General features: G+C 69.0%; 20 protein-coding genes. 4 read left to right on the forward strand and 16 right to left on the reverse strand.

Annotated elements, in window-relative coordinates; all coding sequences use genetic code 11:
* Nucleotides 1-17: 17 nt before the first annotated feature.
* Genes AC1RL8_RS15915 through AC1RL8_RS15925 form a run of 3 tightly spaced genes read left to right on the forward strand, consistent with a single transcriptional unit; the run spans nucleotide 18 to nucleotide 3075 of the window.
* Nucleotides 18-1259 (forward strand): porin, encoded by a 1242-nt coding sequence (locus tag AC1RL8_RS15915; protein WP_492684762.1) that lies wholly within the window; start codon nucleotides 18-20, stop codon nucleotides 1257-1259.
* Between the two features lie 59 nt (nucleotides 1260-1318).
* A complete protein-coding gene (locus AC1RL8_RS15920) occupies nucleotides 1319-1879 on the forward strand; it encodes a hypothetical protein (protein WP_062482400.1) in 561 nt (186 codons plus the stop codon).
* Entirely contained in the window at nucleotides 1876-3075 is a 1200-nt protein-coding gene (locus tag AC1RL8_RS15925) for a PrsW family intramembrane metalloprotease (protein ID WP_369645934.1), read from the forward strand. Before AC1RL8_RS15920 ends, AC1RL8_RS15925 begins: the two co-directional genes overlap by 4 nt.
* A 13-nt stretch (nucleotides 3076-3088) precedes the next feature.
* Here AC1RL8_RS15925 and AC1RL8_RS15930 read toward each other — a convergent pair whose 3' ends face one another.
* The 7 genes from AC1RL8_RS15930 to AC1RL8_RS15960 all read right to left on the reverse strand — a co-directional run bounded on the left by AC1RL8_RS15930 (nucleotide 3089) and on the right by AC1RL8_RS15960 (nucleotide 11610).
* Nucleotides 3089-3769 carry a peptidoglycan DD-metalloendopeptidase family protein gene (locus tag AC1RL8_RS15930; protein ID WP_492684763.1) on the reverse strand — a complete coding sequence of 227 codons (681 nt, stop codon included), beginning with the start codon at nucleotides 3767-3769 and terminating at the stop codon, nucleotides 3089-3091.
* Nucleotides 3770-3944: 175 nt separating this feature from the next.
* Nucleotides 3945-4394: a TIGR01841 family phasin gene (gene phaP, locus AC1RL8_RS15935; RefSeq protein WP_492684764.1), complete on the reverse strand. Its 450-nt coding sequence runs from the start codon at nucleotides 4392-4394 to the stop codon at nucleotides 3945-3947.
* Between the two features lie 44 nt (nucleotides 4395-4438).
* The gene (locus AC1RL8_RS15940; RefSeq protein ID WP_492684765.1) at nucleotides 4439-5779 is read right to left on the reverse strand and encodes an MFS transporter; all 1341 of its coding nucleotides are present in this window, start codon (nucleotides 5777-5779) and stop codon (nucleotides 4439-4441) included.
* Nucleotides 5780-5827: 48 nt separating this feature from the next.
* Nucleotides 5828-7444, reverse strand: a complete 1617-nt coding sequence (locus AC1RL8_RS15945; protein ID WP_492684766.1) for a wax ester/triacylglycerol synthase family O-acyltransferase — start codon at nucleotides 7442-7444, stop codon at nucleotides 5828-5830.
* Between the two features lie 52 nt (nucleotides 7445-7496).
* A complete protein-coding gene (locus tag AC1RL8_RS15950) occupies nucleotides 7497-9209 on the reverse strand; it encodes a long-chain-fatty-acid--CoA ligase (RefSeq protein WP_492684767.1) in 1713 nt (570 codons plus the stop codon).
* Between the two features lie 44 nt (nucleotides 9210-9253).
* Nucleotides 9254-10033 carry an esterase/lipase family protein gene (locus tag AC1RL8_RS15955; protein WP_095948796.1) on the reverse strand — a complete coding sequence of 260 codons (780 nt, stop codon included), beginning with the start codon at nucleotides 10031-10033 and terminating at the stop codon, nucleotides 9254-9256.
* Nucleotides 10034-10569: 536 nt separating this feature from the next.
* Nucleotides 10570-11610 (reverse strand): AraC family transcriptional regulator, encoded by a 1041-nt coding sequence (locus tag AC1RL8_RS15960; RefSeq protein ID WP_095746631.1) that lies wholly within the window; start codon nucleotides 11608-11610, stop codon nucleotides 10570-10572.
* A 299-nt stretch (nucleotides 11611-11909) separates the two neighbouring features.
* Between AC1RL8_RS15960 and AC1RL8_RS15965 the strand changes: the two genes are divergently transcribed.
* A complete protein-coding gene (locus AC1RL8_RS15965; RefSeq protein WP_492684768.1) occupies nucleotides 11910-12824 on the forward strand; it encodes an alpha/beta fold hydrolase in 915 nt (304 codons plus the stop codon).
* Between the two features lie 30 nt (nucleotides 12825-12854).
* Here AC1RL8_RS15965 and AC1RL8_RS15970 read toward each other — a convergent pair whose 3' ends face one another.
* The 9 genes from AC1RL8_RS15970 to AC1RL8_RS16010 all read right to left on the reverse strand — a co-directional run bounded on the left by AC1RL8_RS15970 (nucleotide 12855) and on the right by AC1RL8_RS16010 (nucleotide 24357).
* Nucleotides 12855-13550 (reverse strand): HAD family hydrolase, encoded by a 696-nt coding sequence (locus AC1RL8_RS15970; protein WP_492684769.1) that lies wholly within the window; start codon nucleotides 13548-13550, stop codon nucleotides 12855-12857.
* A 33-nt stretch (nucleotides 13551-13583) separates the two neighbouring features.
* Entirely contained in the window at nucleotides 13584-15350 is a 1767-nt protein-coding gene (dhaL, locus tag AC1RL8_RS15975; protein ID WP_492684770.1) for a dihydroxyacetone kinase subunit DhaL, read from the reverse strand.
* 66 nt (nucleotides 15351-15416) lie between these two features.
* Nucleotides 15417-17168: a glycerol-3-phosphate dehydrogenase/oxidase gene (locus tag AC1RL8_RS15980; RefSeq protein ID WP_492684771.1), complete on the reverse strand. Its 1752-nt coding sequence runs from the start codon at nucleotides 17166-17168 to the stop codon at nucleotides 15417-15419.
* Complete coding sequence (locus AC1RL8_RS15985; protein WP_492684772.1) at nucleotides 17165-18061, reverse strand: FGGY-family carbohydrate kinase; 897 nt, start codon at nucleotides 18059-18061, stop codon at nucleotides 17165-17167. Before AC1RL8_RS15985 ends, AC1RL8_RS15980 begins: the two co-directional genes overlap by 4 nt.
* Before the next feature lie 407 nt (nucleotides 18062-18468).
* On the reverse strand, nucleotides 18469-20061 hold the full coding sequence (locus tag AC1RL8_RS15990) for a tannase/feruloyl esterase family alpha/beta hydrolase (RefSeq protein WP_159270790.1): 1593 nt from the start codon (nucleotides 20059-20061) through the stop codon (nucleotides 18469-18471).
* Between the two features lie 59 nt (nucleotides 20062-20120).
* Nucleotides 20121-20567 (reverse strand): MaoC family dehydratase, encoded by a 447-nt coding sequence (locus tag AC1RL8_RS15995; RefSeq protein WP_139701790.1) that lies wholly within the window; start codon nucleotides 20565-20567, stop codon nucleotides 20121-20123.
* Nucleotides 20560-22212, reverse strand: coding sequence for an AMP-binding protein (locus AC1RL8_RS16000; protein WP_159270789.1), 1653 nt, complete (start codon nucleotides 22210-22212; stop codon nucleotides 20560-20562). The genes AC1RL8_RS15995 and AC1RL8_RS16000 overlap by 8 nt, the downstream gene beginning before the upstream one ends.
* The gene (locus AC1RL8_RS16005) at nucleotides 22209-22949 is read right to left on the reverse strand and encodes a nitroreductase (RefSeq protein WP_159270788.1); all 741 of its coding nucleotides are present in this window, start codon (nucleotides 22947-22949) and stop codon (nucleotides 22209-22211) included. The genes AC1RL8_RS16000 and AC1RL8_RS16005 overlap by 4 nt, the downstream gene beginning before the upstream one ends.
* A gap of 13 nt (nucleotides 22950-22962) precedes the next feature.
* Nucleotides 22963-24357 (reverse strand): MFS transporter, encoded by a 1395-nt coding sequence (locus AC1RL8_RS16010; RefSeq protein WP_159270787.1) that lies wholly within the window; start codon nucleotides 24355-24357, stop codon nucleotides 22963-22965.
* Between the last annotated feature and the right edge of the window lie 20 nt (nucleotides 24358-24377).

The raw sequence follows: 24377 nt of genomic DNA on the forward strand, positions 1-24377 counted from the left end.
AACCAGGAGACAAGACCATGAAGAAGAAGACCCTCATCGCCGCCGCGGCCGCGACCCTCGCTGCAGGCGCCTCCCTCGCCCAGTCCTCGCTCACGCTGTTCGGCGTGATGGATGCGGGCGTGAGCCACTACCGCACCACCAGCAGTTCGTACAACCCGCTGCGCCCGGCCGAGTTGCGCCAGAGCCAGACCGTGCTGTCGCCCTCGGGCAATGCGTCCAGCCGCATCGGCTTTCGCGGCACCGAGGACCTGGGCGGTGGGCTGGCCGCGAGCTTCTGGCTCGAGGCGCCGCTGAGCAACGACACGGGCAGCGGCATCACCAACTTCGGACGCCGCTCCACGCTGAGCCTCAGCGGGCCCTTCGGCGAAGTGCGCCTGGGCCGCGACTACACGGCCTCGTTCTGGAACGACGCGGTGTTCGACCCCTTCAGCGTCAACGGCGTGGGCACCAACCTGATCGCGGTGGTCAACAGCAACATCGCGGCCTCGCGCGCGCTGGCCACGGGCGGCCTGCTGAACGGTGGGCTCTCGGCCGGCACCGACAGCTACCTGCGCACGAGCAACGCCATCAGCTACTTCCTGCCGCCGAACCTGGGCGGCTTCTACGGCCAGGTGCAGTACGCGCTGCACGAGAACACGAAGGTCAGCAACGTGCCCGACAGCCCCTCGCAGCGCGGGCGCTACGTGGGCGGGCGCATCGGCTGGGCCAGTGGCCCGGCCGACGTGGCGCTGGGCTACGGCGAGAGCACGCTGGCCAGCGCCGCCGCGCAGAGCGAGAAGATCAAGAGCCTGAACCTGGGCGCCTCGTACGACTTCGGCGTGGTGAAGGTGTTCGGCGAATGGTCGCGCGTGCGTGACGTGCGCCACAGCGCCACGCCCTTCGCCAACGGCGCGCTGAATCTGAGCGACCGCTACGACGGCCTCATGGCCGGCGTGAACGTGCCGCTGGGCGCGGGCGTGGTGCGCGCCTCGTATGCGCGCGTGCGCTTCGTCAACGGGCTGGGCCTGCCCGACGGCAATTCGTCGGTGAACAAGCTGGCGCTGGGCTACGTGCACAACCTGTCGAAGCGCACGGCGCTGTATGCCTCGGTGGCGCGCATCCACATCGCCAACGGCCGCAACAACCCGACGGTGATGGGCGTGACGCCGCTGGTGCTGAGCCTGCCGGCCATCTTCCCGCAGCCGGCCTACGCGACCACGAACGGCATGCAGCCGCACCGCGCGCTGGGCTACGACGTAGGTATTCGCATGGCGTTCTGAGCGCCTGACAACAGCGGCGGTGCCCCCGCGCCGTCGCTTCGGTGTGGCACGATCCACGGATGCTTCAACCGTCCCGCCGCATCCCGTACCGCACCTGGCCGGGCGCGCTCGCGATCCTCCTGGCCATTGCCGCGTACGTCGGCGGCCTCACCTTCTGGAACAACCACACGCCCGGCAGCCGGCCGCTGCCCGCGGGCGAGACGGTGTCGGTCGCCCACGCGCGCTTCGAGCCCGCGCCGGGCTGGCAGATGGACGTGTCGCGCTCCAAGGCCGGCCAGTCGCTCATGCTCTTCAAGGGCGGCCACAAGTTCCTCGTGACCACGCGCCTGTGGATGGGCGGGCCCGACGGCCCCATGGTGCGCCAGCAACGCCTCATGGAGCGCGGCCAGGGCCTGACCGTCGAAGGCGACGTGTCCGACTTCGTCACCGGCTGGGGCCTGCAGGGCAAGACCTTCGCCTACTACGGCGCCAAGCTCGCCGGCCGCTTCTGGCAGGTGGTCGACACGCCGCGTCGCTCGCTGGTGCAGATCGACGTGTACGGCCCCACCGACGGCTTCAACGAAGCGCTGGCCGACGCCCGCCGAATGCTCGACTCGATGGACCTGGAGGCACCGCTGTGAGCACCACCACCGAAGCCACCGTTGCCACGCAGGAAGACGCCGACTGGCCGATCGGCACCGACTCGTTCTTCCAGCCGCAGCGCGCCGCCTTCTGGCTGCTGGCGGCGCTGATCCTCAACGGCCTGTTCTACACGGTCTCGATGTTCTCGCTGGGCTTTCGCGTCGTGCCCGTCACCGCGCTGCTGGGCCTGCTGGTGTGGGGCGGCTACACGGCGGCCTTCGTGCTGTTTTTCCGCACGCTCGACCTGCTGGAGCAGCACCCGCCCGAGGCCTACGTGCTGGCCTTTGCGTGGGGCGGGCTGGGTGCGGTGTACTTCGCGGCGCCGGCCAACATCGCCATCCAGAGCCTGTGCGCCAAGCTGGTGTCGCCGGAGTTCGTGGCGGCGTGGGGGCCGGCCATCGCAGGGCCGATCACCGAAGAATTCCTGAAGCTCGCGGGCGTGATCCTGCTGGTGCTGATCGCGCGCAACCAGTTCGAAACCTACCTGTCGGTGCTGATCGTCGGCGCCATGGCCGGGCTGGGCTTCCAGGTGATCGAGAACCTGAGCTATACAGTGAACAGCGCCGTGAACTTCCCGCTCGAGAACCAGGTGTACCCGGTGCTCTACCACCTGCTGATGCGCGGGCTGCTGAGCGGGCTGTGGAGCCACGCGGCCTACACGACCATCGCCTCGTTCGGCGTGGCGTGGTTCCTGCTGAACCCGCAGCGTTCGATGGCGGCGCGCATCGGCTGCGCCCTCTTCTACTTCGCGCTGGCGTGGGCGATGCATTTCATCTGGAACTCGCCGCTGCTGGAAGACCGCTTCGACGACGGCTTCGTCGGCATCGCGCTGCTGCTCATCGTCAAGGGCATTCCGGTGGTGATCGCCGCCGCCTTCGTCTGGCGCGCCGCCGCGCGCGAGAACGGCACCTACCTGCACGCGCTGGCGGCCTACTTCGTGCCCGAGCGCGAGCTGATCCGCGACGACGAATGGGTGCGCCTGGGCGCGCCGCTGCTGCGCTACCGCGTGCGCCGCGACATGGGCAAGGAATTCGGAAAACGCGCCCGGCGCCTGAAGGCGCAGCTGCAGCGCGAGCAGCTGCGGCTCATCCTGAAGGCCGGCACGCATGGGCGCGGGCCGCAGACGCGGCGCCATGAAGTGGCGGTGCGCCGCCTGCGGGCCGAGCTCGACCTGCTCACCCGGCCGCAGGGCTGAGGGCCCCGTTCGCTTACTTCGCCGGCAGGTACAGGCGCGGATCGACGGCCTTGCCGCGGTAGCGGATCTCGAAGTGCAGCTTGGCGCGGCCGCCCTCCGCCGGGCCGATCTCGGCGATCTTCTGGCCGCGCTGCACGCGCTGGCCCTGCTTCACGCCCACGGTGCCCACGTTGGTGTAGATCGACATGTAGGAGCCGCCGTGGTCGACCATGATCACGCTGCCGTAGCCGCGCATCGTTTCGGTCGCGGCCACCGAGCCGGCGCCGATCGCGTGCACGGGCTCGCCGCTGCTGCCGCCGATGTCCAGGCCCTTGTTGCTGTTGCCGTTGAAGCCGGCGATGACCGCGCCCTGCGTCGGCCAGCCCCAGTCGCTGCGCCGCGAGGCGGGCGGCACCACGGGGTCGCGCTCGCGGGGTGCGGGCGCGGGCTTGGCTTTTTCTGCACTGCCGCCGCTGCTGCTGCTGCTGCGCGGTGGGGGCGTGGCAGCTCCCGTCGCGGCGCCGCCGGGCGGCACCACGCGCAGCACCTGCCCGGCTTCGAGCTGGTCGGGGTCCTTGATCTGGTTCCAGCGGGCGATCTCGGCCGTCGTCCGGCCGTGCCGCTGCGCGATGCGGTAGAGCGTGTCGCCCGTCTGCACGACGTATTCGCCGGGGCCCGCCACCGGCGTGCTGGGCGTGGTGGAGCATGCGCCCACCAGCAATGCCGCCGTCAACGCGGCGCACGCGCCCCATCTTCTCCCTGTCACAACCACGCGCTGAGTCCTTTCTGATTCATCCGGATCGCGCGACCTCGCGGGGCGAGGCGCGCCTGAACAATCCGGCAAGGCTACCAGCAGTCGTTGCGCGGACATTGCGTCCGCGGGAGCGCCCCTATTTCTTCGGCTGCAGCAGCTGCTGCAGGTTCGCCATGTTCTCGTTCAAGCGGTCCTGCACCACCTTCCAGCTGTTGTTGCGCGCCTGCGCTTCCAGCTGCGCCAGTTCGCGGAAATTGTCGACGGCCTGCTGCACGCCGCGCTGCGCGACCTCGGCCTGCCTGGAGATGGCGTCCTTGCCGGTGGCGTCCTTCAGCGCGTCCTGCCACTGGGCCAGCGTGTCGCGCAGGATCTCGCCGCGCCGCTGCGCCAGCGACTGGATGCCCTCGTAAGCCTGCCGGTTGGCCTCGGCCAGCGCCTCCATGTCCTTGCGCTGCCACTCCACGAGCGCGCCGACGTCCACGCCGGGCAGCTTGAGCTGCTCGATCAGCTTGCTGAAATCTTCCATCGACGGCAGCGCCGTCGGAAAGAGCGGGTTGGCGTTGGCTGCGGTCTTGCTGGTTGCCATGAATTGAATCTCCTTGGTGAGTGAAATAGCAGGTAACGAAAAAATCAGGCCGTCGCGAGCTGCGAGCGGCGCGCGGCGGCGGGCCGCATGACGAGCAGCAGGACCACGCCGGACGACAGCCACAGCCCGATCGCAAGGAACATGCTGTTGTCCGAGCTGCCCGAGGCGGTAGTGATCCATGCGGTGATCACCGGCATCACGGCGGGCCCGAGGTTGCCCAGGCTGCTGATCAGCGCGATGCCGCCGGCCGCCGACTTGCGCGGCAGGTACTCGCTGATGGCCGCGAAGAAGATCGGCGTGTTGGCCGACTGGCCGATGCTCATGACCGCGAGGCCCGCCAGCGCCAGCACCAGGTTGCCACCGCTGAACACGGCCACCAGCAGGCCCGCCGAGGCCAGCGCCACGCAGAAGAAGAAGTGCTTGCGCCGCTCCAGGTGCTTGTCGGAGCTGCGCCCGACGAACACCATGCCCACGGCGCCGAAGACCGCCGGAATGGCCGACAGCAGGCCAACCATGAACACGTCGCCCACGCCCCAGTTCTTGATGAGCGTGGGCACCAGGAACACCAGTGTGTAGTTGGCGCCGAGGAACAGGAAGTACACGAAGGCCATCGTGAACACCTTGGGGTCGCGCAGCAGCGCCCAGAACGAACCGTGCGAGGCGGTCTCCACCGCATGCGGCTCGTTGTCCAGGTGATGGCGCAGCGCGAGCTTCTCGGAAGGCGTGAGCCAGCCGGCCTGCTCGGGCTTGTCCTTCAGGTAGAAGAACGCGACGATGCCCAGCACCGAGGCCGGCAGCCCCTGCACCACGAACAGCCACTGCCAGCCGTGGTGGCCGCCCAGGCCATTCATGTACTTCATGATCCAGCCCGACAGCGGGCCGGCCAGCAGGTAGCCGATGGCGGTGGCCGTCATGAAGATCGAGATCACCTTGCAGCGCCGCGCCGAGGGGTACCAGTAGGTGAGGTACAGGATGATCCCCGGGAAGAAGCCCGCCTCGAAGGCGCCGAGCAGGAAGCGCAGCACGTAGAACTGCGTGGTGGTCTCCACGAACATCATGGCCGAGGCCACGAGCCCCCAGCAGAACATGATGCGCAGCAGCGTCTTGCGCGCGCCGATCTTCTCGAGCATGAGGTTGCTGGGCACCTCGAAGAGGAAGTAGCCGATGAAGAAGATGCCCGCGCCCAGCGCATAGGCCTCGTTGCTGAAGGCCAGCGTCTGCTTCATCTGCAGCTGCGCGAAGCCGATGTTGATGCGATCGATGAAGGCGACGATGTAGCAGAGGATCAACAGCGGCAGCAGGTGCCAGCTGACCTTCGAAAACAAAGCCTCGTCCGCCGCGTTGTACGGCGCGCGGGCGGGGACCTGCGCAGAAGTGGGGGTCATGGTCTTGCTTTCCTTTGGGGTCGGTCGGTGAAGGAATCGGCGGGAAGGCTAGGCAGCGGCAGCGGCGCGCTTGCCCTTGGCGGGAGCGGCCGGCTTGCGCGGCGCGCGGGGCTTCTTGCTGGCGGGCGCGGCAGCCGCAGCAGCCACGCGCGGCTTGGCGGCGGCCGGCGCCTTCGCGCGGCGCGGGGCCTTGGCGGGCACGACCTCGGCTGGCACCTCTTTCGCGACCGCCGGCTTGGCCGCGCTCTCGACGCTGGGCAGCCGCTCGATCTGCCGCAGCGCCGCGCGCAGGTGGCCGATCAGCTCGTACGACTCTTCCTGCGACAGGATGCGGCGGCAGGCCGTGAGGCCGAAGTCGAGCGAGCCCGCGTAGCTCTGCACCGTGATGTTCAGCGCACTGCCGTGGTACGGGATCGACACGGGGTAGAAGTGCATCATCCGCGCGCCCGCCACATAGAGCGTGGCGCCCGGCCCCGGCACGTTCGAGATCAGCACGTTGGCCGCGGGCGGCACGCGGCGCGCGAGGTTGGAGCGGCCGTACAGCGACGCCAGGCTGGTCATGAGCCAGGGCGAGCCGGTGATCGGCATGTCGACACCGAGCACGGGCTTGAGCTCGCGCACCACGGCCTTGGCCGCCTCCGACGAGGCATGGATCGCCTTGAAGCGCTCGGCCGCGTCGCCGATGTCGGTCGCCAGGTCGACGCGCACCATCGACACCTGGTTGTTCATCGAGTCGTCGCCCTCGGCGCGCAGGCTCACGGGCACGCCGGCGATCAGCGCTTCTTTCGGCAGCAGGTTGCGCTCCTTCAGGAAGCGCGCCAGCGCCTCGCTGCACATCGCCATCACGATGGTGTTGACGGTGCCGCCCACGCGCTTGCCCAGCGCCTTCAGTTCGTCGAAGGGCAACGACATCGTGCTGTACGAGCGCTGGTTGGTGATGGCGTCGTTGAACATGCTCTTGGGCGCCATGCCCAGGCTCAGGCGGCGCTCGCCCTTGCCGGTCTGCTGGCTCGCCAGCACGCTGCCGGCCGCCGTGAGGGCGCGCGCGGCCGCCGGCAGCAGCTCGGCGAGCTTGCGGTACTGGCGCGCCGAGTTGGACACCGCCGCCTGCAGCAGCTCGGCCACGCCCAGCTGGTAGTGGCTGCCGCTGCCGCGCTTGCGGCGCGCGGGCGGCACCTCGCGCATCTGCGCCGTGGTGTCGTAGAGCACCTTGGCCAGCTCGGTGCCGGCCTTGCCGTCGACGCCGCTGTGGTGGGCCTTGGTGTAGAAGGCCACCTGGCCGTTCTCCAGGCCTTCGATGACGTACATCTCCCAGAGCGGGCGGCTGCGGTCGAGCAAGCTCGAATGCAGCCGCGCCACGAGGTGGTGCAGCTGCTCCATGGTGCCGGGGCGGCGCAGCGTGAGGCTGCGCACGTGGTAGTCCAGGTCGATGTCGTCGTCGTCGATCCACACCGGCTCGGCCAGCTCGAAGGGCATCTGCGCGAGCTTGCGCGTGAGCACCGACGCCAGGTGCAGCCGCTTGCCCAGCATGCCCTTCACGTCTTCGTAGTAATCGCCCCGGTAGCCCTCGGGCAGGTCCAGGAGCATGAGGCTGCCGACGTGCATCGGCGTCTCGGGGGTTTCAAGGTGCAGGAACGACGCGTCCATGCTGCTCAGGTGGTCCATGGCGTGGCCTCTTTCGTCGGTGGGATCGGTGGGAATTGGGGAATGCGCGCGCTCAGACGGTGGCCGCGGCGACGGCCTGCTTGCGCAGCTCTTCGTCCACGAGGTCCTTCTTGGAGAGCTTGCCCACCGCCGTCTTGGGCAGCGCGCCGCGGATCTCCAGGGCCTGCACCATCTCGTGCTTGCCCACGCGTTCCTTGAGAAAGCTTTGCAGGGCCTTGATGTCGAAGGCCTCGGCGCCGGGCTTGAGCGTGACGAAGGCCTTGGGCGACTGGCCGCGGTATTCGTCGGGCACGCCGATCACCGCCACCTCGTGCACGGCCGGGTGCTGGTAGATGGCCTCTTCGAGCACGCGCGGATAGACGTTGTAGCCGCTGCACAGCAGCATGTCCTTGCAGCGGTCGACGATGAAGACGAAGCCGTCCTCGTCCATGTAGCCCACGTCGCCGGTGCGAAAGAAGCCATCGAAGGTGGTGCTGTCGGCCGTGGCCTCGGGCTTGTTCCAGTAACCCTTCATCACGTTGGGGCCCTGGATGCACATCTCGCCCTTCTCGCCCAGCGGCACGTAGCGCGTGGGGTCCTCGAGGTCGAGCATCTTGATGACCACGCCCGGGTGCGGAATGCCGCACGAGCCCGCCTTGCGCTGGCCGTGCGCGGGCGAGAAGGTGCCGGTGGGCGATGTTTCCGTCATGCCCCAGCCTTCGGCCAGCCAGGTGCCGGTGATGGCGCGGAAGCGCTCGCCGACCTCCATCGGCAGCGGCGCACCGCCCGAGTTGCACAGCTTGAGCGAGTGCAGGTCGTACTGCGGCGTGTCGGGGTCGCCGATCACCGCGGTGAACATGGTGGGCACGCCGCAGAAGGTGGTGAGCTTCTTCTCGGCGATGTCGCGCAGCGCGGCCTTGGGGTCGAAGCGCAGGTGCTGCACGATCTCGGCCGCCAGGCGCACGCCCAGCAGCAGGTTGACCGTGAGCGCGTAGATGTGAAACGGCGGCAGCACCGCGAGCAGCCGCTCGGTGCCCATCTGCAGCACGGGCGGCGTGCCCGACTGCGTGATCACCACCTGCTCGCAGGCCGACGACAGGTTGGCGTGCGTGAGCATCGCGCCCTTGGGCAGGCCGGTGGTGCCGCCCGTGTACTGCAGGATGGCCAGCGCCTCGCGCGGATCGCCGATGGGGTGCGGCGTGTAGCGGCCGTCGTTGTCGAGCAGCTCGGAAAAACGCAGGTGGTGCTCGTCGCCCGAGATCTCGACCGTCTCGTTCTTCGCCTTCATCTGCGCGGCCACCTGCTCGGGCGCACCCGTCATCTCGGCGAGGTTGCCGACGATGAGCTTCTTGAGACGTGTCTTGCCGAGCATGGCGGCCATCTGCGGGTAGAGCGCCGCCAGGTCGAGCGTGATGAGGAAGTCGGTCTGGCTATCCTCGATCTTGTGCTCGAGCACCTTCGCTGCATCGAGCGGCGAGTAGTTGACCACCGTGCCGCCCGCCTGCAGCACGCCGAACAGCGCAACCAGGTAGTGCGGCGTGTTGGGCAGGAACAGGCCCACATGCACGCCGGGGCGCACGCCCAGGGCCTGCAAGCCCTTGGCGGCGCGGTCGACCAGCGCGCCGAGCTCGCGGTAGTTCAACCGCTTGCCCATGAAGTCGATGGCCGGCCGGTCGGGAAAACCGGCCACGGCGTCGGCCAGGATCTGCTGGACCGAGGTGGGCGTGATCTCGTGGTCCCACGCCACGCCTTCGGGGTAGGAAGCCAGCCAGGGCTTGCTGTTCATGTGCGTCTCCAGGAAGTGAATGAGTGGGTTGGTGATGCGGCGCGTCAGGCGGCCTTGCGCACGTCGCGGTGCGGATCGAGGTACAGCAGGCGGCGCAGGCCTTCGCGGCGGAACGGCTTCCACTGGCCCTCGGGCTGCGCGAGCCGGTCGGCGATGGCGTAGAGCACCACGGGGTTGTGGCCGAGGCCGCAGTGGCTGCCCTCGACCTCGATGTTTTCCGAGGTCGCGGTCTCGCGTTCGCGGCAGCCCTGCCAGGCCACGATGCCGTCGCTGCGGCTGTAGATGGCGCTGGCCGGCACGGGCGGCGGCGTGCGCATGCGCTCGCGCTCGGGCCAGTCCTCGACCTTGCGCTCGCTCACCATCTCGTACAGCCGCCACGCGTTGCTCGCGCGCGGCTCGCCGGCGAACGGGCTGCCCAGCGTGATGACGCTGCGCACCTGCGAGGGTGCGCGCCGTGCCAGCTCGCGTGCGAACACGCCGCCCAGGCTCCAGCCGACGATGCTCACCTTGCGCTGGTAGCGTTCGTGCAACTCGGCCAGGCGCTCCTGCATCTGGTCTTCCACGCCGGGGCGCGGGCCGAAGTTGGGGCCGAGCTTCCATCCGTGCGCGCGGTAGCCGCGGTCGCGCAGGAAAGCGCGCAGCGGTTGCGTCGAGGCATCGCTCGCCGAGAGGCCGGGCAGCACGAGCACCGGGTGCCCGTCGCCCGCGGGCGCCATGCGCAGCATCGGGGCCATGGTGAAGAACGCGGACAGCTCCGCCACGGCGCGCCACTCGAGCATCAGCAGGCGGCGGGACGGCGGGGCCATCGAAGAAGATTCGGTCATGGTCATCTCGGGAGTGGAGGGAAAAGAAAAAGAGAAAAAGAGAAGGCGAAGAAAAAGCCCGACGTGCAGACGCGATGCACACGGCTACCCGGTCGGGCGGTCGTTCGAGAGAGGATCGAGATCGGGGAAAAGGGGTGAAGGCGCCGCGCAACGGCGGCGTCCGGCCTGTGCGGCGGCACGCATGCATGGTGTGAACCCGCCGCGTACGTCCAGTCCGTGCCGGGCATGCCGGCACGCGCGAGGTGCATCCATGTGTTGTCTCCTGTCGGCCTCGTCCGGGCCTTCAGCGAGGCTCGGATCGGGCACTTTGTTGTCGTTGCTCTGGGCGCCATCTTTTCGCGGCGACGTCGACAAGAAAAGGTGCGATGCGACCACTTCGCGGTGATTTCGGGACGCGCATTTGAACGACGCGCAGGCGCGACTCACAACTGCGAACAGATGTGTGGATCGACGGCCACGCGAACGCCGCAAGAAGGCGCGCGCATGCGGATCGGCGGTGGTTCACGATGCCCGATGCGGCATCGCGCAGGCGAGGCTCAGGCCTTCGCCGCGCGGTAGTCCTGCGGGCTGCGGCCGGTCCAGCGCACGAAGGCGTGGCGGAAGTTCGAGGCGTCGCTGTAGCCCAGCCGCTCGGCGATTTCCTCGGTGGTCATGCGCGTGGTGCGCAGGTACTCGATGGCCAGCACGCGGCGCACGTCGGCCAGGATGCCGCGGTAGGTCGTGCCTTCGGTCTCGAGGCGTCGGCGCAAGGTGCGCGGATGGATCGACAGCTCCGAAGCCATCGGCTCGATGGTCGGAAAGCGCCACGGCATGTGGTCGATCAGCGTGCGCCGCACCACCGACGAGACACCGCCCGAGCGCGGCAGATCGGCCAGCACCTGCTGGCACATCTCGCTCACCATCGCATGCGTGACCGAGTCGGGCAGCCGCGACGGATGGCCGACCCACGGCGAGCCCACATGCAGTTCATCGCGCGGCTGGCCGAACGCCACGGGGCAGCCGAACAGCGTGCGGTAGGCGCTCAAATCTTCGGGCTCTGCAAAGCGCACATGCAATGCGGAAAGACCGAACGACGGGCCGAAGAGATCGCGCCCCAGCCGCAGGTGCACCGCAAAGGCGAACTCGAGCGCGAAGCGGTACAGCGGGTCTTGCGGGTCGGACGACAGCAGCACCTCGTAGGGCAGCACCGCGGTGCCGCCGCTGCAGGTGTACGACACCGGCCCGGCCACGGGGCCCATGACGCGGTTGTACTTGATGGTGAAGTCCATCAGGTCGGCATGCGTGGGGCTGCTCAGCAGCCCGTAGCCGTACATGCCGTAGGCCGTGAGGTGCATGCGGATGCCCGCGCGAAAGGCGATGCTGGGACCGGGCGCGAGGCGCACCGCGTTGCGGAAGACCACGGCCGCCTGCTCGTAGGAAATCCGCGTCGCCGGTGCGCGCAGCTGGTCTTCCGTCAGGCCACTTCCGCTCAGGGTTTGTTCCGGTGCGATGCCTTCTTCGACCAGGGTGGCGACGATGGCTGCGACGCGCTGGGGTCCGTAGACGCGTGACGCGAAGTCGGGTGGCGAACGATGCACGACGATTCAATCCCTTCAGAACACATGCCTTCGATGGCGAGGCCGCCACTGGCCTCGCACTCCAAGGTCGTCGCAGGATATCGAAGCGTTCTGCACGCGCAGACTCGGAGTTTCCCGATAGCGCCAAATTGTCCCGAAGTCACTCCCGGTTGGTCTGAACGAACCTTTCTCGCTGCGGGGCCCCACGGAAAGATCGTCCACGAAACACCGTCCCGGCCGCAGGGCACAAAGCGCAACGCGCGACGGTTGCCTTTCGCTTCTCTTGCTTTCTCTCCCCTTCCTTTTCACCGCCACGCCCCATGCAACGCGACCCCTCTTCCCCTTCGTTCGCTTCGTCCAACGGCATCGAGCTGGCCTACGACTGCTTCGGCGATCCGGCAGCATCACCGCTGCTGCTCATCATGGGCCTGGGCACGCAGATGATTGCGTGGGACGAAGCTTTTTGCGAGCGCCTGGCCGGTCGCGGCTACCGCGTCATCCGCTTCGACAACCGCGACATCGGACAGTCCACGCGCCTGAGCGCCGCGGGTATTCCCGACGTGGCCAAGCTGCTCGGGCAGGCGCTGGCCGGCGTGCCGGTGAGCGCGAGCCAGGTGCCGTACACGCTGGCCCACATGGCCGACGATGCGGTCGGCCTGCTCGATGCGCTGGGCATCGACAGCGCCCACATCGTCGGCGCCTCGATGGGCGGCGCCATCGGCCAGGAGATCGCGCTGCGCCATCCGGCGCGCGTGCGCACGCTGGTGTCGATCATGGCCACCAGCGGCGCCCCCGACCTGCCGCCGCCCCAACCGCAGGCGCTGCAGGTGCTGCTCACGCCCACGCCGCTGGACCGCGACGGCTACATCGCGCGTCAGCAGCAGGTGATGAAGGTGCTGCGCGCCGGCTCGCATCCCGACGAAGAGGCGCTCGATGCCGCGCGCGCGGAACGCAGTTTCGAACGCGGCCTGCACCCGGCCGGCTACGCACGCCAGCTCGCGGCCATCATCGCGTCAGGCAGTCGCAGGGAGCGGCTGGCGTCGCTGAAGGCGCCGACGCTGGTGATCCACGGGGACGTCGATCCACTGGTGCCGATCGAATGCGGGAAGGACGTGGCGCGCCACGTGCCCGGCGCGAGGATGGTGACCATCGAGGGCATGGGCCACGCGCTGCCGAAGGTGACGTGGGCGCCGGTGATCGATGCGATTGCGGGGCACGCGGTCGCGGGCCGCTGATTTCTTTCGGGCCTCGGGCGGCCCGGCCCGTCAGCGCATGCGCGCCCGGTGCGCCGCGCCGGCGTGCTCGACGAGGTCGAGGTCGAACGCCGTCAGCTCGGCGATGCGCACATCGGCCAGGGCAAGCACCTCGGGCCCGAGCGGGAACTCCGGCCCGGGCGCCGCGATGATGCCCATGCCGGCCGCATGCAACGAACGAATGCCGTTGCCGGAATCCTCGACGCCGACGGCATGCTCGGGCTTCACGCCGATCTTCTGCAGCACGTCGAGGTAGATGTCGGGCGCGGGCTTGCCGTGCGCGACGTCGTCGCCATACGTGGTGGCCAGGAAGACCTTGTCGAGGCCCGTCACCTTCATCACGTGCGCCGCCAGTTCGTTCGGCGAGCCGGAGGCCAGCGCGACCTTGTAGCGGGTCGCCGCCAGGCGCACCGCGGCGATGGCACCTTCGCGCTCGGGCAGGTGCACCTCGTACTTCGCCAGCAGGCGCGCCTTGATGTCGCGGGCGATCGCGGCCTCGTCCATGCCGAGCCTGGCGCGCAGGTCGAGCCGCTCGACCATGAGACGCGACCACATGCGGGTGTTGCAGCCCATGGTGGATTCCTGGTCCTCGGCGCTCCAGGTCATGCCGTGGTCCGCGGCGAACTCCTCGCGGGCCTGGCGCCAGAGCACTTCCGAGTCGATCAGGATGCCGTCCATGTCGAAGACGACGGCTTGGGTGGTGGTCATGAAAAAGGCCTTCCTTGCGTGTGACAGTCGAATTCAGGGGGCCAGCCGGCGCTGCAGCGAAGCCGCCAGCGTCTGCAGGATCAGGCAGCACGAGGTGGCGCCGGCGTCGAGCACGCCGATCGAGCGCGCACCCAGCCGCGCCGAACGGCCGATGCGGGCCTGCAGGGCCTTGGTGGCGTCGCGCCCCTGCTGTGCGGCAGCACTCATGGCTTGCAGGCAGGCAGCGAAGTCCGTGCCATTGGCGAGTGCGGCGGCGTAGGCATCGCGCGCCGGCACGAGCGTGTCGATCAGCGTCTTGTCACCGACCTGGGCATTGCCCATCGCCTGCACGTTGGCGACGGCCACGGCCAGCGCCTCGCCGAACAGCGCCGCATCGAGTTGTTCATGCGGCGCCAGGGTGTCGACGAAGCCGAGAAAGAAGCGGCCATAGAGCGGCCCCATCGAGCCGCCGATGTCGTCCATCAGTGCCTGCGACAGCTGCTCGAACGCAGCGGGCAGCGACGCAGCGCGCGGGCCGAGCGCGTCCAGGCGCGTGCCGCAGCCGGTGAAGCCCTTGGCCATGTTGATGCCGTGGTCGCCGTCGCCGATCAGGCCGTCGATCTCGCTCAGGTGCTGCCGGTTCGCGACGATGGCCTCGATGAGGTCGCGCACCACGGGGCCCGCCTCCGCGAGGGCCAGCGTGGCCCCGCTCACCGTGCGTGCGTGCGCGCCGGCGCCCGAAGACACGGCCGCCGTGGCCACGGCAGGGTTCATGCGGGCGCTCCCGCTGTAGGTGCGGCCCTGCGCGGCGTCGCCGGGCACGCTCAGCCCGACGCTGCGGCAGGGGTGCTTCAGGCAGGTCTCGAGTTCGTCGTCGAGTTTCATGAGGGTCAGCGTCACGCCCATCATCTCGAGCGAGGTGAAGAGGTTGCCGACCTGGTTGAACGCCACCGTGATGCCCCGGGCCAGGAGACGCTGCGCGATCTCTCCGTAGAGGATGTACTGCTCCATCACCGGCGTGGCGCCGAGCCCCGAGATCAGCACCGCGACCCGGTCGCCGGCGCTGAACGGCAGGTCGGGCAGCACGACATCGAGCATGAGCTGCGCCATCTCGGCGGCGCTCGCCGTCGCCCGCACGTCGATGCCGGGTTCGCCGTGGTGTCCGATGCCGACCTCCATCGTGCCGGGCTCGATGTGGAAGTTGGCCTTGCCGACTGCGGGGATCACGCAGGCGGACAGGCCCACGCCGATGCTGCGCGTGTTCGCGATGGCCTTCTGCGCCGCGGCGATCACCTCGTCGAGGGAGGCGCCGAGCGCGGCCTTGGCAGCGCCGACCTTCCACATGAAGATCTCTCCCGCGACACCGCGGCGCCGTGCCTCGTCGCCCTTCGCGGCCGAGGGCACGTCGTCGTTGGCGACCACGGTCCTGACCACGATGCCCTCGCGCTCGGCCATCTGGCGGGCCATGCCGACGTTCATGTTGTCGCCGGCGTAGTTGCCGTAGAGGCAGGCCACGCCCGCGCCGCCGTCGGCGGTGCGGATCGCATCCAGGAAGCTCTTGGCCGTGGGCGAGGAAAAGATCTCCCCGACCGCCACGGCATCGACCATGCCGTCTCCCACGTAGCCGAGGAACGCCGGCTCGTGCCCCGACCCGCCGCCGGTCACGACGCCGACCTTGCCGCGCTCGGGCGCCCTGGCGCGCTTGACGACACGCGGGTTGGCGGGCAGCGCCTCGACGCTGTCGCCGTGGGCCAGCAGCCAGCCCCCGAGCATGTCCTCGACGACGCGATCGGGGTGGTTGACGACACGGTTCATGGACATAAGGCAGGTCTCCTGGATAAGGGCGGGGCCGGACGCGGCCCGCGGGGTGTGCGCGAAGGGATGGCTCTACAGGGCCGCGGCGAGCGGGACAGGGGCAGCGGCAGGCGACGCGGCCGGCGGCACGGCAACGCCGGGGCCCAGCGCCGCACGCTCCGCCGCGATGAGTTCGCGGTAGGCCGCAAGCTGCCGGCGGGTGTCGTCGCTCGACCAGCCCAGGTACGGCGCGATGCACCCGGCCACGAACGGGGCCAGCGCAAGCCCGCCATCGGCGAGTTCGATCGACAGGTGGGTGCGGCGCGTCATCACGTCGGTCAGCGTGTGCGCGCCCTCGGCGACGACGGCATGCACGAGTTCGGCGACCAGGTAGTGCGGTGCGCCAGGCAGCGTCGCGCGCAGTGCGGGCCTGGCCCGCGCGAGCGCCCGCAGGTCGCGCACCCGGTCGCCGTGCCGCTGCAACAGGCGGCCCGCATCGCCGATGCCCATGCCGAAGTGCCGCGCCAGGTCGCCGGCGCTGTCGCGCACCACGGCCCAGTCGCTGGCCCCGACCAGCGGCAGCGAGGCCGTGGACGATGGCGTGCCCACCCCCAGGGGCCGCACCGCGGCGTCGACCGCGTCGGCCGCCATGCGGCGGTAGGTCGTGTACTTGCCGCCGACGACGGTGGTGAGGCCGGGCGGCCCGTCGATCACCGCGTGGTCGCGCAGCAGTGCCGATGTCGAATCGGTGGTGCCCACCGACTTCAGCAGCGGGCGCAGGCCGGCAAAGGTGCCGAGCACGTCGGTGCGGCCGACCTTGCACTCGAGGTAGGCGTTGAGGTTGTCGAGCAGGTAGTCGACATCGGCCGCTTCGGCGACCGGCTGCGACTTGTCGCCATGCCACGGCGTGTCGGTGGTGCCGACGAGCCAGTAGCCGTACCAGCGGCGCGCGATGATGACGGAATCGGTGGCGCGGGCGAGGATGCCGGTGTCGGACTGCAGCGCCTCCGGCCGCAGCAGGATGTGCACGCCCTTCGCGGGTTGCACCCGGAAGCTGTTGGCGCCCGCGCGCTGCTGGATGTCGTCGGCCCAGATGCCGGTGGCGCTGATCACCGCGCGGGCGGCCAGGCGATGCCGTTCGCCGGTCAGGGTGTCTTGCACCACGACGCCCGCGACGCGCTCGCCGTCCTTGATGAACTCGACCATGGGCGCCCGCGTGATGACCCGGGCGCCGCGACCGGCCGCCGTGCGCACGACCGCGAGCGTGTGGCGCGCGTCGTCCATCAGCGCGTCGTGGAACTGAACGCCGCCGACCACGCGCCGCGCATCGATCGAGGGGACGTGCCGCTTGAGCGCCGCCCGGCCGAAGTGGCGCTGGCGCGGGACGGCACCGCCCTTCAGGCCGAAGAGGTCGTAGAGCAGCACGCCGGCCGCGACATAGGGCCGCTCCCACCAGGCGCGGGTGAGCGGATAGAGAAAAGACTCCGGGCGGGCAATGTGCGGGCACAGGACCTTGACCATCAGGTCGCGCTCCTCGATCGCGTGCGCCACCAGCTTGAAGTTGAGCTGCTCGAGGTAGCGCAGGCCGCCGTGAAAGGTCTTGCCCGAACGCGACGAGGTGCCGGTGGCGATGTCGCCCGCCTCGACCAGCACCACCGAGAGTCCGCGCGCGACGGCATCGAGCGCGGCGCCCGCGCCGGTCACGCCCGCGCCGATCACCAGCACGTCGGCCACGCTGCGCGAGGCTTCGGCCAGGTCGCGCCGCCGCTGCGCGGGATGGAGCCAGGTCGCGTCGGCCGGCTCGAAGGCCCGCGCCAGCACGGCGGGCGAGACGAAGTCGTTCATCGGATCTCCTGCACGGCGGCATCGAGGTGGGCACGCCGGATGTCGGCCAGGGCCTGCCAGGGCGCCCTCGCCCGCTGCGCACCCTCGCGGTACTGTTCGTAGATCTGGTCGTAGAGCGCGGTCTGGCCCGGGTCCGGCAAGGTGACCGCCTCGTCGAGGTAAGCATCGACCCACTGGGGCAGCATCTGGTGAAGGCTGGCGTGGCTGTCGATCGACAGCGCGGCGATGATGGCCGCGCCTGCGGCGCCGCACTCCTCGCGGTTCGACACGCGCACCGGGCGCCCGGTGACCGAGGCGATCATCTGCCGCAGCGCCAGGCTGCGTGCGGCGCCGCCGGACAGGCGGATCTCTTCGGGCAGCGCGCCGAGCGCGGTGTAGCAATCGCGCGTGGCCATCGCGATGCCTTCGAAGACCGCACGCGACAGGCCCGCCACGCCCAGCGTCGCACTGAAGCCGCTGAGCTGCGCACGGGCGCTCGCATCGACAAAGGGGCCGCGCTCGCCGCTCTGCGCGATGTAGGGGTGATAAACCGCCTGTGCGGGTGCGGTGGACAGCACCAGCGCATCGAGCCGCTCCAGCATCTGCGCGTGCGGCAACGCCGCGCCGCCGGCCAGTTCGGCCGCGCTGCCGAGCAGCCGGAGCAACCAGTCGATGTTCAGCGTCGCCGCCATGTGCGAGACCAGGCGGACCCGCAGGCCCGGCGCAGGCATCGCGATGGTGTAGCCGGCTTCGGCGCTGGGTTCGATGGCCGCCGTGTTGTCGGTGACCCAGCCGTGCATCCCGGTGCTGCCGAGCACCGAGCAGCCGACGTGCCGCAGCCCGCCCTGCGCATCGAACGCCATGCCGCCGGCGCCGAGCACGCACAGCGGCACGTCCATGAGCGGCAGCACCACCGGCAGGCCTTCGGGCAGCCCCGTCTCGGTGGCGGCAGTGCGGGTCAGCGGCGCATGGCTGCGGGTGCCGTCGACGATCGGCGGCAGGAGGTGCTTGATGGCGCCCAGGCCGAGCAGCGCCAGGGTCTCGTCGTCGTAGGCCAGGCAATCGCTGCGGGGCTCAGTCCAGATCGGGCTCCGTAGGTAAGGTCAGTACGCCGACGCATGCCTTCGGCGCCCGCCGAAGTTGCGCGCTTCGGCGGCCAGAGGGTGCGAGAAACCAGCAGGAGGACACCGTATCCATTGAATGCATCAGCGCGTGTCGAATCCTTCCCGCGCCACCCAGAACGGGCGACGCGCGTTCTCTTCGCGAATGCCTTCACAGATCAGCCTGTGCCAACACTGCTGCGTACACAGCGCCACGACGCCTAGCTAGGTGACGTGCAGGTGAAGCTGGACGCCGCGTCGGGATCGCCGGTGCCGTTGTACTTTGGAAACTGCGGGTGCCTGCACATCGGCCGCTGCATGCCCTTGCCCGGCTCGACGCTGCGCGTGGCCACGATCTCGCGGGCGCTGGGATGGGTGCCGGTTTCGATCCAGTCGAACATCGGGGTGACGAGGTCGACGCTGTCCGGGCCCTTGCCGCCTGCCGGCGTGGCGGCGCAGTGGTCGTTGCCTGCCAGCACGTAGTACTCGACGAACCGGTCGGCCGCGGCCTGCCCGCCCGCTGCGGCGACGACCTTGCGGTAGTAGTCCGTGGTGTTGTTCTGCGTGATCAGCCAGTCGGTGGTGCCGTGCATGAGCAGCATCTTGCCGTTGCGGGCCTGGAACCCGCTCAGGTCGGGGTTGACTGCATCGATCAATCGGGCGAGGTGGTCGAGTCGGTTCGTGTATTGCAGCGGGTCGACGTTCAGCGGGTCTGCGGACGGGTCTTGCGCCACGAAGTACTTCATGTAGTCGCCGCCGAGAATCTGAAACGTGGTGCCTCCGATGGCCTGCCACGATGCGTCGTCGGCGGTCTCGCCGCCGACATAGGGAAAGGCCGGCCATGTGTAGCGACCACCCGCCACATCGGTGGGCTCGTACAGGACCTTGGCGGACGCCAGCTGCGCGTCGGTCAGGCAAGAGTCTGCGTCGGCGCCCGTGCATCGGAGCTTGGCCAGATCGGGCTTGCAGGCCTCGGGGTGGCTGATGATGCCGTCCTTCAGGCCGTCGAGTGCATCGCATTGGGACTGCATGAAGTTCGCGAGGGTCTTGACCTTCGGGATGCTCAGGCCCGCCTCGGGCTGGGCCAGCTGCTTGAGTATTTTTTGATACCAGAGGAACTGGCCCGTGTAGGCATTGGCCGGGGCGCGCGCAATCACGCCGTCGAACAGATCGGGATGCCGTTGCGCCTGGATCAACGCCTGACGCCCACCGCCCGAACAGCCCTCGTAGACAAACTTCGAGCGGCCGACCGATTCGCCATAGCGCGAGCGGAGCACGGCCTTCGCCGATGCAAGCACCTTGGGCACGGCACCGTCTGCGTAGTCCTGAAGCAACTGGGGGTCCATAGCGAAGGAGCCATTGGGATGCTTGGCCGCATCGTGTCCATGGTTCGTCGCGATGGTCGCGTAGCCGCTTTCCGCGACGCCAGGGCTGTAGGCGCTGGGGTAGATGGCGCCGTCGAAGCCGCCGCCGCCGATGAACAGGACACGCTGGTTCCAGCTGCTGGGCAGCTTGACTTCGAAGGCGAGTTCCGGCGGCATCTCGCCGCGCACGGTGCAGGTCTCCGGCGTGGTGTCTGTCTGGGGCGTCAGCGTCGCCTGCGTGATCGTGGCGCCTTCGAAGGCCCGGCTCAGGAAGCTGTTGCACGCGGCCTGCGCGCTTCCGGCGGCGGACGGGAACAGCGCGGGTGGCGAGTTGCCACCACCGCTGCCGCTGCCGCCGCAGGAAGCAAGCAGCGCCGCAGCAGCCACCACGGACCACGAGGTGATGCGCCGGTGGGTGTCGCGTCGGCATGTGAGAGGGGCCATCTTCATCTTTTGTCTCCTTGTTGGGGCAATGCCCCCGTGAACGCGCACGCTGGCGCGGAAAGCACTCATGCGGCGGGCGTGAAAAGCACCGTGCCCTGCGCGAGCACGCTGGTCCTGTCGTCTGCGCTCTTGATCGCACCTTGCAATTCGAGAACGCAGCCGCCCTTCGAATGCGCGGCCATCGACGTCACGCGCCACTCGATGAGTACCGTCTCGCTCGCCCGTACGGGACGCAGCAGGTCGACCGAGAAGTTCATGCCCAGCACCTTCCCCCTCGTAGCGAAGTGACTGGCGGTCAGCCCCATCAGCAGCGAGGTGGTGTGGGTCGCACTGGCGATCAAGCCGCCGAAGCGCGTGCCCTGTGCAAACGCGGCATCGTGGTGCAGCGGGTTCTCGTCTCCCGCGGCCAGCGCGAAGGCACGCACTTGCGCTTCGTCGAAGGTGTGGGGTCGCGAGAAGCGATAGCCGGGCCCGACAGGCCCCAGGGCCGCGGCCGCTTCGCACTCAACCATGGCTCGCGAGCCGGGTGATGGCGTCCTGGCTTCCGGCCTGCTGGCGCAAGCGGAACTTCTGGATCTTTCCCGTGGCCGTCTTCGGCAAGGGGATGAAGATCACGCGGCGCGGACACTTGAAGTGCGCCAGCCGCTCGCGGCAGAACGCAATGATCTCTTGCTCGGTGGGCGCGGCGACACCGGCCTTCAGCTCGATGAACACGCACGGCACCTCGCCCCACTTGGGGTCGGGCTGCGCCACCACGGCGGCATGCAGCACCGCCGGGTGTCCATGGATGACGTCTTCGATTTCGACCGACGAGATGTTCTCGCCGCCCGAGATGATCACGTCCTTCGACCGGTCGGTGATCTGCGCATACCCGTTGGCATGCAGGACCGCGACGTCACCGGTGCGGAACCAGCCGTCGGCGAGCGCCTTGCGCGTTGCCGCCTCGTTCTTGAAGTAGCCCATCATCACGGTGTTGCCGCGCAGCATGAGCTCGCCCGCCGATTTGCCGTCGGGCACGACGGGTTCGAGGGTGTCGGCATCGCCGACCATGAGGCCTTCGAACATGGCGGCGCGCACGCCCTGGCGCACGCGCAGCGCCCCCTGCTCGGCGGGCGCTAGGTCGTCCCAGCCGTCCTGCCACACGCAACTCACCGGCGTGCCGGAAACCTCCGTGATTCCGAAGACGTGCTCCACGTCGAAGCCCATTGCCAGCACCGCGTTCAGCACGGCGAGCGGCGGCGGTGAGCCGGCCGTCAGCACGCGCACGGGGCGCGGCAGCCGGGTGTCTTTCGCCGCGTCCGCGAGCATCGCCATCACGACCGGCGCTGCGCAGAGGTGATCGATCCGATGGCGCTCGATGGCCTCCAGCACGGCGTCGGCAGACACCCGGCGCAGGCAGACATGGGTGCCCGCCGCCGCAGTCACGGCCCAGGTGAAGCACCATCCGTTCGCGTGGAACATGGGCAAGGTCCACAGGTACTTCGGCGCCCGTGGCATCGCCCAGTTCGTGATCTGCAGCAGGCTCATGAGGTAGGTGCCGCGATGGCTGGCGACCACGCCCTTGGGGTCTCCGGTCGTGCCGGAGGTGTAGTTCAGGGCGATGGGTTGCCACTCGTCGCTGGGCCAGCGACCGGCAAAGTCCGGGTCTCCGTTCGCCAGCAGCGATTCGTAGTCGGTCTCGCCGATGGGTTCGCCGGGTGGTGCGAGGTGGTCGTTGATGTCAATGACCGCAGGCGCACGGTCGAGCAGCTTCAGCGCTGCGGCCACCGTGGCGGCGAACTCGCGATCGACCATCAGCAATTTGCACTCGCCGTGGCGCAGGATGAACGCGATGCCTTCGGCATCCAGGCGATGGTTGATTGCGTTGAGCACCGCGCCGGCCAGCGGAATGCCGAAGTGGGCCTCCAGCATGGCCGGCGTGTTGGGCGCGAGCACCGAGACGGTGTCGCCCGGTTCGATGCCTCGCATCGCCAGCGCGGACGCCAGGCGATGGCAGCGCTCGCGCGTCTGCGCCCAGGTTCGCGTCAGCTCGCCGTGCACCACCGCCACGCGGTTCGGATGCGCGAGCGCCGCGCGGTCGAGAAAGCCCAGCGGCGTGAGCGGCACATGATTTGCCGCGCAGCGTTCGAGGCCCCGTGCATAGGATGGCGCGCTCATGCGGTGGTCTCCTTGGAGGTGTCGTGGAAGGTCGTAAACGCGGAGACTGGCTCGCGCTCGGTGACGAGCGAGTTCTCGACCGACGAGGTGTCGGCGTAGCCCAGGCTCATGCCGCAGACCAGCATCTGGCCGGCGGGAATGTCCAGCAGGTCCGCGATCTGGCGATGGAATTTCAGGAACGCGGCCTGCGGGCAGGTGTGGAGGTTGCGGCCGCGCGCGGCCACCATCACGCTCTGCAGGAACATGCCGTAGTCCAGCAGGCTGCCCTCCTCGAGTTCGCGGTCCACCGTGAAGAACAGGCCCACGGGCGCATCGAAGAAGCGGTAGTTGCGACCGTGCTGCAGGTGCATGCGCTGCTTGTCGCCCTTGGCGATGCCGAGCAATCCGTAGAGGTCCCAGCCGACCTTGCGGCGCCGTTCCAGGTAGGGAGAACACCATTCGCGCGGGTAGTAGTCGTAGGGCTCGAGCAGCTCGCCCGACCGGCCGGGATCGTCGTCGAGCACGGCAATCGCCGCCGACAGACGGGCCTTGGCAGGCCCCGTCAGCACATGCACATGCCAGGGCTGCATGTTCATGCCGGAGGCGCTGTAGCGCGCCGTCGAGAGGATCGCCTCGACCTCTTCCCGGGGCACCGGCCGGGGCAAGAACGCCCTGACGCTGCGCCGGGTGGCAATGGCCCAGTCGACCGCTCCTTGCAGCGCGTGTGCCTCCAGCGGTGGCGCCATCATTCGGTTCATTGAGGTTTCCTTGCTATTTCGAAGCCGGGCGAATCGCCCCGCCCACACGGCCCACTTCGCCGGTGGCCGCGCGCGCGGCCTTGGCCTGGGTCGACGCGGCGCGCGACTGGTTCACGAACGACACCGCTGCCGCGCCGATGACGCCGGCCAGGGCGATCGCCATGAAGTTCTGCTCGATGGGCAGGCTCAGCGACACGAGCCAGCCGATCAGGATCGGCGCGGCAATGGCGCCGATGCGGCCGACACCCGAGGCAAAGCCGACACCCGTCGAACGCACGGCCGGTGGATAGAAATCGCCGGCGTAGGCATAGGCCAGCAGTTGCGTTCCGAGCGTGGACGCACCCACCACGAACACGGCAACGAACAGCAGCTCGGTCGATTTCGTGTATGCGAGCGCGGCCAGCGACGCAGCCCCGACCACGTAGAACGCCACCAGCACATGCTTGATGTTGAACTTGTCGCTCAGCAAGCCGCCGCCGATCGCGCCCACGATCGCACCGACGTTGAAGACGATCACGAAGTTCAGGGCCGAGCCCAGGCTGTATCCCGCCATGGCCATGAGCTTGGTCAGCCAGGAGTTCAGCGCGTAGACCATGAACAGCCCCGTCATGAAGGCCACCCAGATCATCACGGTGCTGAACGCGCGTCCGGCATCGAACAGGGTTCGCACCGGCGCGTCGTGGAGGCGGTCGCTGGACGCGCCGACATACACGGTGCCGGCTGCGTTCGGCTGCTCCGGCGCGAGCTTGGCCGCGATCTCGCCGAGCTGCCGCTGGTCACCCTTCTTGAGGAGAAACGACAGCGATTCGGGCATCGTTTTCAGAATGAGCGGAATCAGCAGCACGGGCAAGCCGGCCACATAGAACACCCATTGCCATCCGTGGCTCTCGATGAGCTGCTTGGCAGTGAGCGCAACCAGAATGCCGCCTACGGAGTAGCCCGCGAAAACCATCGTCACCAGGCGCGTGCGCAGCTTCGCCGGTGCGAACTCGCCCATCTGCGCGGTCACGATGGGCAACACCCCGCCGATGCCGAGGCCCGCGATGAAGCGGGCGACGCTGAAGCCGATGGGTTCGGTGGCCAGCCCGGTCAGCGCCGTGAAGACACTGAAGAGCGCCACGCACACCGCGATCATGCGAGGGCGGCCGATGCGGTCTGCCAAGGTGCCCAGGAAGATCGCGCCCAGCATGGTTCCGAACAACGCCGACCCGGCCATGACGCCGGCGCTCGTGGCGTCGACGCCCATGTCTTTCATGATCGATGGCAGCGCGGCGCCCACGACCGCCAGGTCATAGCCGTCGATGACCAGGATCAACACGCACCACCAGAGCACGAGCCCGTGAAAGCCGTTGAACCGGGAGTGCCCCGCCAACGCGTGAATATCGACCTGCTTGCCGGCCTGCTGCATGTTTTCGTCTCCTGTCGTTT

The sequence above is a fragment of the Variovorax sp. GW822-FHT04E09 genome (genome assembly GCF_058800845.1).